Below are 16369 nucleotides of genomic sequence, written 5' to 3' on the forward strand. Positions count from 1 at the left end.
CACCACATCTCTATCAAGTTAAGAAAAAACTCTTCTTCAAAACGATAAAAAATGAACTTCAATGCTATAAAAATACAAAATTTCTGTTTAGAAGATACTTTACATCCTTATCTTGATAAGTATGAGGTAGTACCAGCGTTCTTGCAACTAGTGGTAAAGTAGCATTTCTTATAGCAGAGATGCTACTTTGCTTCTTCATATTCCTTCATTATTTTATAAAACGTGTTTTTCCGTAGCTCTAACATTTCCATAAACATAACAGCTGTTACTTCTCCACTCTTCCATTTTGAATAAGTTTCTTCTATTATATATATTTGTTGTTTGCTTAGCGTCGAAAGGTTTACCCGAGGACGTCCTAAGTGTTTTCCTTGAGATTTGGCTACAGCAATCCCCTCCACTTGTCGCTGGCGAATTTTTTTACGCTCTTGATCCGCAACATAGGATAGCAAAGATAAAAATTGGTCTTCCATTAAACAGCCCATATCCCCCATCTCACGAAACTTTCGACTATCAAACAGTGTTTCATTTTCTAAAACAACAATATCAGCTTGTAATTCTCTTGTTATGTACTTCCATTCTGAAATTACCTCATCATAATTGCGGCCCATACGATCTAAAGCATCTATGTAAACAATATCACCTGTACTCAATATTTTTCGTAATAATTGATATTGAGGACGATCAAAATGTCGTCCACTTGCTTTATCGACAAAAATGCGCCGAGCCTCCACCCCACGTTTCATCATCTTATGTAATTGACGTTGTTCATTTTGATCTTTTGTACTTACTCGTATATATCCATAAATATTCGCCACGTTTGGTATCCTCCTTACATTTGTTACCTTAATTATAACATTTTCGTTTATAAAGGTATTCATTAAAAATAAACGTTTATAAAAATGTTTGCATCACCTTTATAAACTTGATATTTCAATGTTTCATAGATGTTCTTTGACCGTTTGTAAAGGTATACCTTTATAAACATTACCTCTTATTATAAATCAGAAAATTAATAATTTACAAATAATATTGTTGCAATTTGCATTTTATGGTATTTTCAATATAGATAATTGTAAAAAATGTTGAATTTATACTAAATTATTTAAAAGAGGGGATAAAATGGATGTGAAAGAGCGATTTAAGTTAAGTTGTCTTACAGTAACTCTTCAAAGAATTAAAATCTATGAAGCAATTAAAAAATTAGATCATCCTACACCCGAAGAAATCTTAAATTACCTGAAGGATGAAATACCATCATTTAGTGTATCTGCTGTGTATTCAAACTTAAGTCTTTTATTAAGTCATAAATTAATTAGTAAAATTGGTTCTAGGTATGATATTAATCTTGATAATCATTATCATGTAATATGTACTGAATGTGATAAAGTTATTGATTTCTACTACCCTTCTTTAAGTTATCTAGAGAGTGTTGCTTCTAGTATAAGTGGTGTTTCAGTGGAACAACATGATTTGTTATTGTATGGAAAGTGTTCTCAATGTAATTTAACTACTAATTCATATTCATAAAGGCGGTAACTATAATGAAATCAACTCTAATTTTATCAAAAACTGAAGTAGAAGAAATGATGGATGAAAAGGAATTACTTTACTACATAAAACAAGGATTTTTAGCTAATTTAATTCAAAATTCCACAAATGATTCAATTGGAAAATACCAATCAACTTTAAATAGTGAAATGAATAGTGTTGTAGTTTTATTCCCAGGAATTTTGGATGGTATTCCTGCATATACAATAAAAATCCATGCTAAGAACCCTAACCAGTCACCTTCAATAAAAGGAGTTATTCAATTAAATGATATAAATACAGGTGATATTTTAGCGATAATGGATTCTACTTATATAACTGCTATTAGAACAGGGATATCAGGTGCCTTAGGCACTCATATTGTTGCTAACCCTAATTATAGTAAAGTTACTATTATAGGAGCAGGTATACAAGGAGAGGTCCAATTAAAATCATTACTTAAGTTTAGAAAGATTAGTAAAGTTACTGTATACGATTTAGATATTGAAAAATCTGAAAGATTTATTGATATTTTCAATGATCTTAATATACCTATAGTAATTGCTAAAAGTGTAGATGAAGCTTTACATAAAGCTGAGATAGTAATAACTGCTACTTGGTCAACAAAGCCGTTTATACAACCAGAACTTTTGCAACATGGAGCTCATATTACAACACTGGGAAGTGATGAAAAGGGGAAAGTAGAAGTGTCTGCAGAAGTTATTAAAAAATCATTTTTCGTATGTGATAGCAAAAAATTAGCATTATCCGTTGGGGTTATAGGTAGCTTGGGGATTAGTCCCAATTGTATAGATGCAGAATTAGGTTTTATCTTAAAAAAGCCTCTCAAACACCCCATAGAAAAATATAATTATACAATATACCATGCAGTAGGCATGCCATTTCAAGATTTGGCAGCAGCATGGATTGTTTATAAGAAAGCAAAAAATGCCCAAAAAGGGCATTCCCTGAATTTTTTAAAATAATCCTAAGTGGAGTATTATGAACTAATATTTGTTTCTTTCAGAACCTCTGTACTTCTATACAAAGGACTCCGATACGCGAATATCGCGAATATTATAATAAGTAATCCTTGAATAATAAAAATTACTGATGGGTTATATTTTGTCAGTAATACTCCACTTAGGAAGCCCCCTAAACTTGAGCCTAAATATGCAATTCCTCTACATACTCCAGAGACCCTTCCCATCATATTATTAGGTGTAATAATTTGCCTTAATGATCTCCAATTAATGGTATAAAGAGACATACATCCCATATAAATAAATTGAGCTAGTATTAGCGTATAAATGTTTATTGATAAACCTAATCCTATTATTCCAATACCCATCATACCTAGACTTATTACCATGACAGAACCTTTTTTAAACTTACTGAATATAGAAGCAAGGTAAACAGATGAAAGAAGAGTAGCAATACTAGAAAGTGAAAAGACTATTCCTATTAAGTTTGCCTCAATTTTTAAATTATTAGTCATAAAAAAAATTAGTAATACTGTATAGGCTCCCATAGTTATATTAGTGCTCGTACTTAGTATTATGCCCCATCTTAACTCGGGATGTTTAGGGATAAATAAAATTCCTTCCATAAAATTATTAATAGCATTCTTGATTTTATTATTATCTTTTTCGATATACTCTTTTGAAATTTTTATAAATAAGGCTATAATACCTGCTGCTAAACATGAAAAAGCAGTGAATAAAATAGTAGATGAAGCAGAAAAATATGCTATTAAAACCCCTGCAAATGCTGGTCCCAATATAGTTAAAATTGAATTTGTTACTTCTACTAAAGAATTAGCATCTATTAATAACTCCTTTTTTACAATTGAAGGAATTGATGCTTCAAATATAGATAAATTTACTCCCTCAATACAAGAAAGCACAAAAACTAATATATATATATGCCATATTTCTAATGCTTGTCTATTATGCAAGATAAATATAGTTATTAAAGGGATAGCTGCTAAAAAATTCCCTACAATTAAGCATTTTTTTCTATCCCAAAAATCTGCTAAACCTCCTCCTATTATTCCAAATATCAAATGAGGTAGCATACTGATAGCAAATGTGAAAGACATTTGTGCACCTGAACCAGTAATTTCAAATACAAACAAAGGTAATCCTAATAAAAATATTCTATTTCCTAGAACATTTAAAGATTGTGATACCCATAAAACATTAAATTCCTTTGATTTCCATATTTGGCTATTAAGAATATTTTTTTTATAAAACACTAAGTATTTCCCCTTTACAAATTTTAAAGCTCCCCAATATTATATTTATTTCATGGGGAGCAAAAGGATTATAAAGAAAAATAATCTACCTTTAATCTAGGTATATAGTTTTGAGGATCAGAATAGTATTGAATTATTTGATCATGGTATTGGTCATACGAGTGTTTTAGGTCGTGCATACAGTTGACAATGAAGTGCGCTCTATTCGCAGGAATAAGCTCATGTGGTTCAAGAGCTTCTTCCAATAAGCTGTTATGATCAGCTTCAACATCACCACGTAGGTGTTCAATGAAAGGGTCTATATCTTCAAAAGTATATCCATAATTCTCACAAATTTTCTCTAGAGATGCCTTAGAACTTTCGTATTCTTCTTTTCTTGCTTCGAATAAAGAAGTACAAGTTAAATATGCTAATGTATCTTGTCTAGCAATATCAGACATCATATTTATTAATGACATTGTTCCAATAATTGGGTGAGAATTTTCTACTTCCTCTTTACTAAACCCTAGGTTTTCTAATGCTTGTAAAATTAACTTAGTATGATCATATTCTTCTACAAAATATTCATTTAGTATATCTAAGTATTTTGGATCGTTACAATGGTTAATAGCAGTTGAAATATGTTTAGATGCAGATTTAACATAATGATAATTTTCAAGAATATAGCCTACAAAAACCTCTTTAGGAACATCTTTATAATACATTCTTGAGAATAGTTGATGATAGCCAATTTGCTTTTTCCACATTTGACTACTTTCTTTAATTTGATCTATAAACTTTTGTGCTGAAATAAAGTCAACTTTTTCTTCTTTCCTCATTAAATCATTTTCAACAAACGTACTAACTATACTTGTAATATCTTCTTCTGGAACATCCGTGATGTTACTTATCTCACTTATAGTATGCCTACCATCGAAATATCTTTTTATCTCATAAAATTTTTGTCTGTCACCAATTTCTTGACCTAATTCGTAGTATTCAGTTCCTACAATCATTAAAAGTGAATCTGAATTATTTCTTTCAACAAAAGTACAATGTCTTAATCTTGGTTTATATTGAGATGTTATTTCATCATGATATACTGTTTGGCTCATATTTTCCTCCTTAGATAAAACAACGGACAGTCATAATTTATAACTGTCCGCTGTAGTTGATTAATAATTAACCACACATGCCTACAGGTGCACAAGATGGAGTTACTTCTGGTTGCTTATCTAGTTTCTTTACGCTAATTTTAATCGCCATTATAAATCCCCCCCTCTACTAATATTTGGTATAATTACCGACTTAATTATATTATGGAATGTGAGAAAATGTAAACTATTTATCTGAAAATTTAATCTTTTTATGAAAATCCGCATTTTTGGATTATAAAATTTATTTTTTTAAAATTTAAGTTTTCAACCTCAATTTAAATATTGATAAACATTAATCATTTATAATTCATAGATAAAAATTAGAGACTCATCACATGTCCAGCAACCTAAGATTTTGAAGGACCACTAAAATAAAAAATTAATTGTTTTACAGTTATATATGAGAATTCAACTTATTTCTTTGTTTTGTGAGGAGGCAATCTGCTAACTATATGGTGATGTCCTATTTATCTATTTTTAAATGAAGTTTTAAAATATCCAAAGCATTCATAATCCAATATGAAAAAGTATCTATGAAAGTAGGTACTTTTTTCTTTGTTATATAGAAATTACACATTAATTCATATTTGAGCCATTTTAAAAAGAAAAGAGGATAATGATAGTGACGGTTCAATATGCTTATAATTAATAGTTACATATAACTATATGTACATGACAAACATCTATATTATTTTTAAATATAGATAAATATCTTTCAGTAAGAATACTACATTCTTCTCTATTTACCTATATCTATATTTTCACTAATTTATTATGATATCGATGTTGATTTAAAGTGATTTGTACGAAATGTATAAATGGAATTTTCTAGGAATTCAACACAATAAATTGTTCTGTTTTCTTAATTCACAAAAATTTCGAAATTAAAACCTTCAAATGTTAATATTTGTTATATAATGAACTTGTCACACCAGTCATTAAGTAGTTCCCGATTGTGTCTATTGAAATATGTTTTATTACCCTTGCTTTTATTAATACAAAAAGAACTTGTAGTGATTTCTACAAGTTCTTTTTGTTTTTCTTATTGAATTGGAGCAGAAACTTCCAAACATTCATTTACCATAAAAAGGAATAAATGTTTTTCCATGTTTCGTAGCATATTAAAACCGTAGGAGGTGATACATATGGTTAAAAAGAATAACAGAAATAATAATGAAGTATTGGTTCAAGGTGCTGAAAACGCAATTAATCAAATGAAGTATGAGATTGCACAAGAATTTGGCGTACAACTTGGTCCAGATACAACATCTCGTGCAAATGGTTCTGTTGGTGGTGAAATCACAAAACGTTTAGTAGCTATGGCGGAACAACAACTTGGTGGAGGATTCACTCATTAATTTCACCTAAAGTTATTAAAAGTTACAGTAAGTTGTAGCATATATTTTTTTACCTGTATTTAGTTTATAAATTTAGATACTTCATGATAAGCATTCAAATAGGGTACTTTTTCTTTGTTATATAGAAACTACATAATAAACGTGAAATTAAACAAAATGAACATAATGATATTTGTGGCTTATATTCGCAGTTTAAATGCCTTTAAACAAACGCTTGATTAAACACTTATGAAATGTACTAATATGGTTATACCTTTGCGAATGTTTTTTTGAGCTAAATTCTCATAAATAACTGTATAAAAGTAAAGTTCTTGTTTTGGACATTTAATTTCGTTAGGCTGATGGCTATGGGGCGCGACCCTTACTTAATATTTTTTTTATAAAATCATGTACTTTTTGATTAGATTTTGTAGTATTCATTATAAATTAAAGATACGTTTCTAGTAGAAACTCTCCTAATAAAGACTGTACTCCTATGGAGGAGTTTCAACCTTTTTCAGAGCACTCACTCTAATGTGAGTGCATTTTTTTTGCAGACAAGGACTGGAACGCTTCTATCAACATCCAGCAAGGAGAGCGATTAGGGGGTCTGTTGCAAAGTTTTAAACGCCCCCAAAATATAGAATGAAAATACAATTGTTCCGAATAAACATTATAAAATAGACAAGAACATGTATCGTATACTCATTATTTTCGGTTATTTTTCAACTTTGTAACAGAACCCAATGCAGTTATCTTGAGGTTTTGGACTAAAATGAATTTTCTAACACTTGATATTTTTTTGTAAAATCATGTACTTTTTGATTAGATTTTGTAGTATTCATTATAAATTAAAGATACGTTTTTAGTAGAAGACTCTCCTTATAAAGATTGTGCCCCATGGAGGAGTCTCAACTTTTTTCAGAGCACTCACTCTAATGTGAGTGCATTTTTTTGGCAGACAAGGACTGGAACGCCTCTATTAATATCCGCAAGGAGAGCGATTACGTTAGTAGAATTATATATAGAGCAAGAGACAGACTCGATAGCTAAGTAAACTTCATACGGTTCTGGTGCAAAAAATATCTTAAACTTGAACATACTGATACTACTACTCTAAAAAAGGGGCATAATCAGTATGGGAAACCAAAATTTGTTCAAATGGAAACATTATCAGCCTGATGTTATCTTATTAACGGTAAGATGGTACCTACGGTACAACTTAAGTTTTCATGATTTGGTGGAAATAATGGAAGAACGAGGCCTATCGATAGCTCACAAAACAATTATGCGATGGGTTCATCAATATGGTCCTGAGTTAGATAAGAGAATCCCGTGTCATCTCAAGCAGAGCAATGGCTCGTGGAGAGTAGATGAAACATACATAAAAGTAAAGCGCAATGGATGTATTTGTATTGTGCAGTCGATTCAAAAAGGAATACCATTGATTTTTACTTAAGTAAAAATAGAAATGCCAAATCAGTCAAGCGCCTTTTCAAAAAAGCCTTGTCTTTTTCGCACGTATCCAATCCTTGTGTCATTACTGTAGATAAGAATCCAGCTTATCCAGCAGCATTTGAGAAGTTAAAAGAAGAAAAAAGATTTCAGAAGGCATCCAAATAAGGCAAGTGAAATATCTTAACAACATAGTAGAACAAGATCATCGCTTTATAAAGAAACGAATCCGTTCTATGCTAGAGTTCAAATGCTTTGATACAGCTACATCCATTCTTTCTGGAGTAGAGGCTATGCATATGATCAAAAAAGAACAGATTGATTTACAGGACCAGTCTGTGCAAAATCAGAAAGAATTCATCCATCAATTGTTTGAACTTGTAGCATAAAATACAAGTCTGTTAGGAATATATACGTTTTATTAGTTTTCATTTTATTTTTGCACCAGAACAATTTTCAGAATATATATTGAAATTTGTTCTAATAAAGAAGAAAAGAAGATGATTACGATATGTCAACGAAAGTATATAATTTGGAATTAATTTATAATAAATTCCAAATTATAGGGAGGATATGATATTGAATACAATTGGCGAAAAAATTCGTAATTTTAGAAAAAGATATAATTTATCTCAAAGAGAATTATGTGACGGAATATGCACAACATCTTATTTAAGCCTTATTGAAAATAATAAAATTAAGGTTAAAACAGAGATGATACAATTATTTTCAGAGCGAATGGAGGTACTGAAGTCTAATAGCGCAAATCAAAATGAAAATATAGGAGAATTCTTTCTCAAGGAACGACTAGAACATGGGATTACACAAAAAGTCCTATGTTATGGAATATGTACAGTATCTTATTTAAGTAAAATTGAAAATAATAAGCTAGTTCCAAGTCGTAACATTAAAAAATCATTATATAAAAGATTAGAGGAAATCAAAAATAATACGGCAGACTTAGAAATATTTGAATTAGAAAAATTGTACGATGATATGATTTATCTTTTTAATAAACAAGAAATTAATAAGGCTAAAAAGGTGTTACATGAAGGTTTAAAATCTACAAAAAAATATCCTAAATTACATTTTTTATTCTTATATCAAAATTATTTATATTTTGATCAAACAAATCTAAAAAGTTTTCTCGAGACAATAGCTATTCCTTTTTTTTACAATCAAAAAAATAATAAACAATTATCTATATTTTATGTTGATTTAGCAACTTGTTATCAAAAGGAAGGCAAATTTGAAAAAGCATGTTTATATTATCAAAAGGCTATTTCTTATATGAAGATATTGAAAAACATAAATGTCATATCGGCTCATAAAAATGTTCAAATACAATTTTCATAGGAAAAACAAATGATATTTAATGCTTATTATCTGTACAACATAAATGATTTATCCCACAAGAATAAAATAATTAAAAGACCACCCATTTTGAAGTGGTCTTTTTTTGCACCGGAACCAAATATACCCTTAAGTTGATGGATGTGGGGTGGTACCCCTTTTAGCTCAGTGCAAAGGTAGTATCTTTTTCTGTTTCTCAACAATTATGTGATAAATCTTGAGAAAGATGCCCTTACTTTTTATCTGGTTTTCCTAATTTTTATCATGGCAAAGATAAATTATTACTATTAGAACATAGTAATCTGCTTTTGTTTATTTACTTACTTAGTAATTTGTAAAAGTAAAATGGTATTTTAGGGATAAAGTAATTAGTGAATGAATAAATTCCTGACTATTTTCTAGGGTTTTACAGATTTTATCAGCATTTCACTTAGATTTTGAAATAAATACCAAATGATTGGTGAGTGATTAATTCGATGAAGAGGCATGACAACAGACTTCTTGGCTATTTAACAGAATTATCAGAAATACATTTATAAATATATTTTTTAGAATATTAGTTTGGAAAACTATTGATTTTTTTACCAACATATTCTATATTTAAGTGGTCCTTTTTAAATATTCTTATTTTGAAAAAATAATACGTGTAGGTGGGTGACAAATTCGGCTTTTAGTTGCAATTCAAATTCAGTATTAAAAGGGGAATTAATACTATGGGAGAAAAGTTATTCAAGGTTGGTTTTGTCGGTCTGGGTGGCCAGGCAAAAGAACAGGCGGAACATGTAACACATACAAAATATGGTGTCGTCACAGCAATTTGTGATAGTAATCTAAAAATCTTAGAAGATTTACCTGATTATCTAAGTGATGCAGAAGTTTTTACTGATTATAAAGAAATGATTGACCAGTGTGAATTAGATGCAGTGTTTATCTGTGTCCCGCATAACTTGCATAAAGATATTGCATTATATGCCTTATCTCATGGATTGCACGTATTAAAGGAAAAGCCATTAGCTTGTAATTATGACGAGGGTTTGCAAATTGTGCAAGCGTCTAACCATTATAAGAGATCGGTGATTACCTTAACGCAAAGAAGAAATCACAATTCTTATGTAAAAGCGAAAGAAATGTTAGATTCGCTGGGCGATGTTTTTCTAATTAGAGGAGAATACACCTTTAATGGTGGTCCATACGACTTCGGCTGGAGAGGTGTAAAGGATATCGCAGGAGGCGGTGCAATATTAGATATGGGATACCATGTTTTAGACCTCATTGTGTGGTATTTTGGATTGCCTGCAGAGGTGCACGCTTACATGTCTAACACAGCTAGACCAGATGTCACATACGAAACAGAAGACACTGCCATTCTTACATTTAAAACAAACGGTGGAGCACTAGGAAATTTAAATTTATCTAGAGCGACGCAACCGAAAAAAGAAGAATTGTTTGTTCACGGTTCTAAAGGTGTACTCCACATTACAAGAACAAAAGTAACTCGCCTGAATCTTGATGGCACAACAGGGGAAATAATTGAAAGTGATAGAAGTTGGGATCTTCCAATTCGGACTCAGATTGACGACTTCATTCAGAATATTAAAAATGGTATAATGCAAGATGGTTCTTCACATCTTGATCATTTACTCTTATGTGACGGAGCTTACCAATCAGTGGTTGAAAAACAATCCGTTGTACTAGAGCAAAAAGAACTAGTAAGTATAAAATAATCAACCAAATTAACAATCTAACTATCAATCAAAAGGGGATTAGGAACATGGGAACAAATCTAAATATTTCTAAAGAAGAAATCATTCAAGCGGCAAGAGAATTTGTACTTGCAGAACTAGGCGGAGATAGTAGCGGTCATGACTGGTGGCATGTACATCGTGTAACGGAAATGGCAAAAACAATCGCAAAAAAAGAAAATGCAAATATTTATGTGGCGGAACTTGCTGCATTATTACATGATGTTGCAGATGAAAAATTAAATCAAGATGAAGAAACAGGAGTGAACAAAGTAAAGAACTGGATGAGCGAAAATGGGATAGACGAAGAGTCTGCAGCTCATATTTTAGAAATCATTACTACAATGTCATTTAAAGGCGGAACTTCTAAAAAAGTCATGAGTACTGTAGAAGGAAAAATCGTGCAAGATGCTGACCGTTTAGATGCAATGGGCGCAATGGGTATCTCTCGTGTTATGTGCTACTCTGGATTCAAAGGTCGTCCAATTCACCACCCTGACATGAAGCCAAGAGAAAATCTTACTCTAGAGGAATACCGCTCAGGTAAAGATACAGCCATCATGCATTTCTATGAAAAATTATTGAAACTAAAAGATACAATGAATACAGCTGCAGGAAAAGAAATGGCAGAGGGTAGACATGCATTTTTAGAGACATACTTAGATCAGTTCTATGCTGAATGGGATGCCAAACGATAATCATAGAATAAATAGGTAAACCATACAAGAACCACAGTATTTTTTGTGTTTATACAAAAGAACTGTGGTTCTTGTTTCCTATCGGTCTATACCATGGCGTTTTACTATATGAAATGTGAGGTACGTTACATGAGCTTATTTGAGAATAAAACAAAGTTGTCTTTATGCATTTTTTATTTTGCGTATTTTGGAGCATTCGGCTCGTTTTATCCAATGATTTCCATTTGGTTCTTAGGACAAAAGTTAAGTGTACTCCAAATTGGAGAAATTATATCGATTAGTTTACTTGTGCATATTATTGTCCAGCCAATTTGGGGCATTATTTGTGATAAATTTCAACTAACGAAGGTCATTCTTATAGGTAGTTTGATTTTAACGTCACTATGCAGTATATTTTTATCTTTTAATCACACATTTACGTATTTATTAATTATGTTTACCCTTCTTACCATTTTTAATGTAGCAATTTCTCCTATTATTGATAGTGTCTCATTAGAGAGTATTCAAGATCCAAGAGAATATGGTTTTTTACGTGCTTGGGGTGCATTAGGTTATGCATTCTTCTGTTGGGTAAGTAGTGCGCTAACGAATTACTGGGGTGTTAATATGATTTTATATGTATACTCCTTACTGATGTTATGTTGTTTACTCGTATCTATTCCATTACCAATCATTCATAAAAGTAGTGGTGTAAAAACGAATTTCTTACAAGACTTAAAGAAAATTGCTTCCCAGCCTGGATTTCTCCTATTTGCAATAGCTGGGGTTCTTATTTTCGGATCTCATCAAGCCAATAATACATACTACTCTATGTTCTTTAAAGAAATTGGCGGAGGCGTTATGGGCGTAGGGTTTTCCTTTTTACTTGTTGCGGGATTTGAAGCGCCTGCGATGTTTTTATCAAATTTTCTTACGAAAAAACTGGGTTTATCATTATTAATTATCGTAGCTGGTGTATTGGTCTCATTACGCTGGCTGTATTATGGATTAAATCCGGATTATAATATTGTAATGGCACTTTTAGCGTTAAACGGTCTTGCAATTGGTTTATTCGTGGTATTATGTACGCAGTTTGTTAACAAAGTGACAACAAAAGAAGTGCAGGTTACAGCTCATTCTCTATTTTGGGCCTTTGCTAATGGACTCGGTACAATGTCTTTCACGTATCTAGGCGGAGTAACGTTAGATAAAACAAAAAATGTTTTTGATGTGTATTTCTATTTCGGAGTATTATCTTCTATCGGTGTGCTTCTCGTTATTTTGGCAGCGTTTTTCTCTAGAAAACAGGAAATACCCCATCATGGGACGGCTACACATGAAGTAGAAGCAGTAAAATAATAAAAAAGACCTTACACGGATTGGAAATATGATGGTGTAATTAAAAAATCGGGTTCTGTTGCGAAGTTTTGTTAAGGTTAAGTGGTGCTAACAAAAAGTTGTATATTTTATGCGATTGTTAGTAGCTCCTGTAACTCATTGTATGTCGAAAAACCGAAGTCTGAGCCAAGACTTCGGTTTCGTTTATATAAAGCATGAATGGTTTCGATGCCTTTCAAGGTACGGGAAGCGTGGCGAAGATTTTGAAATCCTGCGGATTTGGAAAAACGTCGCTTCACATGCCTATGGTCCTGTTCAATGAGATTGTTCAAATGCTTGCTTGTACAATGAGTTATATTTATATAAAAGCCTTGTTCCCTTAATTTGTTAAATGCGCAAAGTAATGCTGGTGCTTTGTCTGTAGTGAGAACCGCTGGTTCTCCAAAGATTTTGAACAATCTTTTCATAAAGGCATAGGCAGCCTGATGATTCCGTTTTTTACGAAGTTGAATATCCAATGTGTGCCCGTCTTTATCAATTGCACGATATAAATAACACCCTTTTCCTTTGACTTTTATATAGGTTTCATCTAGTTTCCAAGATAATGGAACGTTTTTATTTTTCTTCTTCCAAATTTGATAGATAAGATTTCTATATTCATGAACCCAGCGCATGACGGTTGTTGGGTGAACCGAAACACCACGCTCTTTCAAGATTTCAGATATATCACGATAACTTAAAGAAAAACGACAATAGTAGCCGACGGCTACCAAAATAATATCCTTTTTAAACTGTTTTCCTTTAAAATACCCCCTATATCATTCTCCTGCTCACACTTTTTCTACAGGTTATCTCAGTTTAGAAATCTTTGCAACAGAACCAAAATAACTATGATTTCTAGAAATGCGAACTGATATTATGAATTAATTTAAAGCTGCTGGAACAAAATAAAACTAATTGAGCAAAAAAACTTGCAGAATTAAAAAGAGAAGTATATATTAATTGACATATCAATAATTGATATGTCAATTAATTTCTTAATAAGAAAGAAGGAGTGATTTTTGAAAACATGTTATTCAGAAGATGCCGAAATTTTATATAAGCTACAAAGTTTGAGCAAAGTAATTGGTACGAAGTTTGAAGCATGCATTGGTATTAGTCAATCTCGATTGGAATTGCTCGCATTGCTTTATCAAGTTGATGAAATTAGTCAAAGCGACCTTCAAAAAAAGGTGAATATTGATGGCGCAGCCATCACCAGACACGTTAAGCAGCTTGAAGCCAAAGGAATTGTATTAAGAAGAAAGAAGCCTGAGGATAACCGTATAACACTTGTTCGGTTATCTGAGCAAGGACGAGAACGAATCGAGTCTTCCAAGAAAGAAAAGGAACGTTTTATGAAGGAAATGCTCGTAAATATCGGTGTAGAAGAACGCAATATACTTATTCATGTTCTATCACAGATGCAAAAAAATGTAGAGAATATTAAAGAATAGAGGAGTGTTTATACATGGGAACTACATTAAAAACAAACGATTTTATGAAAATAATGAAAGGACGTCGATCCATACGTAATTATGATCCAACAATCAAAATCAGTAAAGAAGAGATGGCTGAAATATTAAAGGAAGCTACTACGGCACCATCCTCAGTGAATGCACAACCATGGCGCTTTCTTGTTATCGAAAGTCCGGAGGGAAAAGAAAAGCTTGCAAAAATCGCTAAATTCAATCAATCACAAGTTTCTACTTCATCTGCGGTTATTGCAGTATTTGCAGATATGGACAACGGTGACTATATAGAAGAGATATATTCAAAAGCTGTTAAGCTAGGATATATGCCGCAAGAGGTAAAAGATAGACAAGTACAAGCATTGACTGCACATTTCGAAAAACTTCCAGCCCAAGAAAATCGCGAAACTATTCTAATTGACGCAGGGCTTGTCTCTATGCAGTTAATGCTGACAGCACGTGCACACGGATATGATACAAATCCAATCGGGGGTTATGACAAGGAAAATATTGCTGAAATCTTTGGAATTGAAAAAGAGCGCTATGTACCAGTTATGCTTCTATCTATCGGTAAAGCAGCCGACGAAGGATATGCTTCATACCGTCTTCCTGTTGATAGAATTGCACAATGGAAATAGTAAAAAACTGATAGTAGAGGGGGACAGAATGGTGTGGAAATAATCGCAGTTATTTTAGTTGGGATCGTAGCATTAGAACATTTATTTATCATGATTCTTGAAATGTTTTTAATTGATTCAAAAGTAGCAAAACGCGCTTTCAAATTACCGAAGCATTTAGAAGGAGATCGAAATGTAGCTATTATGTTTGCAAACCAAGGGTTATATAATGGATTTTTAGCCGCTGGTCTCATTTGGGGACTTATACTTGGGCTCAACCCAATTGGCTATATGGTTCAATTATTTTTCGTAATTTGTGTGGTGATAGCAGCTATTTTCGGAGGTTTCACATCTAATAAATCAATTATTGTGAAACAAGGAATTCCAGCTATTTTAGCACTGGTTGCCCTTTTATCTATCATATAGAATCAAAGTTTTTCAATAAAAGAACTCATTTTTGAAGAACTACGCTATTCTTTCTGTAGAATCATAGGAAAGGGTGGCGTTTTGGTTCTGGTGCAAAAACTTCAGGATAATTATAATAAATCTATAAAACTTAGACATACTGATACTATTACTCTAGAAAGGGTACGTGATTGGTATGGAAAAAGAAAATTTGTTCAAATGGAAGCACTATCAACCTGATATTATCTTATTAACGGTAAGATGGTACCTATGGTACAACCTAAGTTTTCGTGATTTGGTGGAAATGATGGAGGAACGAGGTTTGTCTATTGCTCACACCACTATTATGCGTTGGGTGCATCAATATGGACCTGAATTAGATGAAAGAGTACGACGTCATCTTAAGACAACAAATGATTCTTGGAGAGTCGATGAAACGTATGTGAAAGTAAAAGGGCAATGGATGTATTTATATCGCGCAGTCGATTCAGAAGGAAATACCATTGATTTTTATCTCAGTGAATCAAGAGATAAACAAGCAGCCAAGCGCTTTTTCAAGAAAGTCTTGGCTGCTTCTCATATTTGTAAACCTCGCGTAATAACAGTAGATAAGAATCCTGCCTATGCTGTAGCGATTCAAGAATTAAAAGAAGAGAAATGTATGCCTGAAGGCATACAACTAAGGCAAGTTAAATATCTCAATAATATTGTGGAACAAGATCATCGTTTTATTAAGAAACGTGTACGTTCTATGTTAGGGTTCAAGTCTTTTGGCACAGCTACATCCATTCTTGCAGGAGTAGAAGCCATGCATATGATTAAAAAAGAACAGATTGATTTACGGGATCAGTCTGTCCAAACTCAGAAAGAATTCATCCATCAATTGCTTGGATTTGCAGCATAAGATACGATTCCGTTAGGAATATATGTGCTTTATTCTTTTTTATTTTATTTTTGCACCAGAACCATTCATTCTAAGAGATACAACTTTTTTAATCTTCTCGTGATAAAATA

At 32.1% G+C, this 16369-nt stretch carries 14 protein-coding genes and 2 pseudogenes; 12 read left to right on the forward strand and 4 right to left on the reverse strand.

The window, feature by feature from the left end; genetic code table 11:
• Positions 1 to 182: 182 nt before the first annotated feature.
• Positions 183 to 815, reverse strand: coding sequence for a recombinase family protein (locus HRG09_RS25910; protein ID WP_174103698.1), 633 nt, complete (start codon positions 813 to 815; stop codon positions 183 to 185).
• 304 nt (positions 816 to 1119) lie between these two features.
• Here HRG09_RS25910 and HRG09_RS25915 point away from each other — a divergent pair, with 304 nt between their 5' ends.
• Together HRG09_RS25915 and HRG09_RS25920 are read left to right on the forward strand one after the other, a co-directional pair.
• Positions 1120 to 1527: a Fur family transcriptional regulator gene (locus tag HRG09_RS25915; RefSeq protein ID WP_174103700.1), complete on the forward strand. Its 408-nt coding sequence runs from the start codon at positions 1120 to 1122 to the stop codon at positions 1525 to 1527.
• 14 nt (positions 1528 to 1541) lie between these two features.
• Positions 1542 to 2513: an ornithine cyclodeaminase family protein gene (locus HRG09_RS25920; RefSeq protein ID WP_174103701.1), complete on the forward strand. Its 972-nt coding sequence runs from the start codon at positions 1542 to 1544 to the stop codon at positions 2511 to 2513.
• A gap of 14 nt (positions 2514 to 2527) precedes the next feature.
• Here the strand turns inward: HRG09_RS25920 and HRG09_RS25925 are convergent, their stop codons facing one another.
• Together HRG09_RS25925 and HRG09_RS25930 are read right to left on the reverse strand one after the other, a co-directional pair.
• Positions 2528 to 3784 (reverse strand): MFS transporter, encoded by a 1257-nt coding sequence (locus HRG09_RS25925; RefSeq protein ID WP_174103702.1) that lies wholly within the window; start codon positions 3782 to 3784, stop codon positions 2528 to 2530.
• 68 nt (positions 3785 to 3852) lie between these two features.
• Positions 3853 to 4878, reverse strand: coding sequence for a thiaminase II/PqqC family protein (locus HRG09_RS25930; RefSeq protein WP_174103703.1), 1026 nt, complete (start codon positions 4876 to 4878; stop codon positions 3853 to 3855).
• Between the two features lie 1187 nt (positions 4879 to 6065).
• Between HRG09_RS25930 and HRG09_RS25935 the strand changes: the two genes are divergently transcribed.
• The 6 genes and pseudogenes from HRG09_RS25935 (at position 6066) to HRG09_RS25960 (ending at position 12843) form a co-directional block, all read left to right on the forward strand.
• Complete coding sequence (locus tag HRG09_RS25935) at positions 6066 to 6278, forward strand: alpha/beta-type small acid-soluble spore protein (protein WP_174103557.1); 213 nt, start codon at positions 6066 to 6068, stop codon at positions 6276 to 6278.
• 1117 nt (positions 6279 to 7395) lie between these two features.
• Positions 7396 to 8101: pseudogene (locus tag HRG09_RS25940) on the forward strand (IS6 family transposase).
• Between the two features lie 184 nt (positions 8102 to 8285).
• Positions 8286 to 9068: a helix-turn-helix domain-containing protein gene (locus tag HRG09_RS25945; RefSeq protein WP_254610179.1), complete on the forward strand. Its 783-nt coding sequence runs from the start codon at positions 8286 to 8288 to the stop codon at positions 9066 to 9068.
• Positions 9069 to 9778: 710 nt separating this feature from the next.
• Positions 9779 to 10789, forward strand: a complete 1011-nt coding sequence (locus tag HRG09_RS25950) for a Gfo/Idh/MocA family protein (protein ID WP_174103705.1) — start codon at positions 9779 to 9781, stop codon at positions 10787 to 10789.
• 47 nt (positions 10790 to 10836) lie between these two features.
• Positions 10837 to 11505, forward strand: a complete 669-nt coding sequence (locus tag HRG09_RS25955) for an HD domain-containing protein (RefSeq protein WP_174103706.1) — start codon at positions 10837 to 10839, stop codon at positions 11503 to 11505.
• Between the two features lie 129 nt (positions 11506 to 11634).
• Positions 11635 to 12843 (forward strand): MFS transporter, encoded by a 1209-nt coding sequence (locus HRG09_RS25960; protein ID WP_174103708.1) that lies wholly within the window; start codon positions 11635 to 11637, stop codon positions 12841 to 12843.
• Between the two features lie 107 nt (positions 12844 to 12950).
• On the opposite strand, the pseudogene HRG09_RS25965 reads toward HRG09_RS25960, so the two are convergent.
• Positions 12951 to 13631, reverse strand: a pseudogene (locus HRG09_RS25965) (IS6 family transposase); the annotation flags it as partial.
• Positions 13632 to 13883: 252 nt separating this feature from the next.
• Here HRG09_RS25965 and HRG09_RS25970 point away from each other — a divergent pair.
• The 4 genes from HRG09_RS25970 (at position 13884) to HRG09_RS25985 (ending at position 16259) form a co-directional block, all read left to right on the forward strand.
• Positions 13884 to 14318 (forward strand): MarR family winged helix-turn-helix transcriptional regulator, encoded by a 435-nt coding sequence (locus tag HRG09_RS25970; protein WP_174103710.1) that lies wholly within the window; start codon positions 13884 to 13886, stop codon positions 14316 to 14318.
• Between the two features lie 14 nt (positions 14319 to 14332).
• Positions 14333 to 14971, forward strand: a complete 639-nt coding sequence (locus tag HRG09_RS25975; RefSeq protein WP_174103712.1) for a nitroreductase family protein — start codon at positions 14333 to 14335, stop codon at positions 14969 to 14971.
• 33 nt (positions 14972 to 15004) lie between these two features.
• The gene (locus HRG09_RS25980) at positions 15005 to 15376 is read left to right on the forward strand and encodes a DUF1304 domain-containing protein (RefSeq protein ID WP_174103713.1); all 372 of its coding nucleotides are present in this window, start codon (positions 15005 to 15007) and stop codon (positions 15374 to 15376) included.
• A 175-nt stretch (positions 15377 to 15551) separates the two neighbouring features.
• The gene (locus HRG09_RS25985) at positions 15552 to 16259 is read left to right on the forward strand and encodes an IS6 family transposase (protein WP_174103715.1); all 708 of its coding nucleotides are present in this window, start codon (positions 15552 to 15554) and stop codon (positions 16257 to 16259) included.
• The last annotated feature ends 110 nt before the right edge of the window (positions 16260 to 16369 follow it).

It is taken from the genome of Bacillus sp. Xin1, from assembly GCF_013314535.1.
Classification (GTDB): Bacteria; Bacillota; Bacilli; order Bacillales; family Bacillaceae_G; genus Bacillus_A.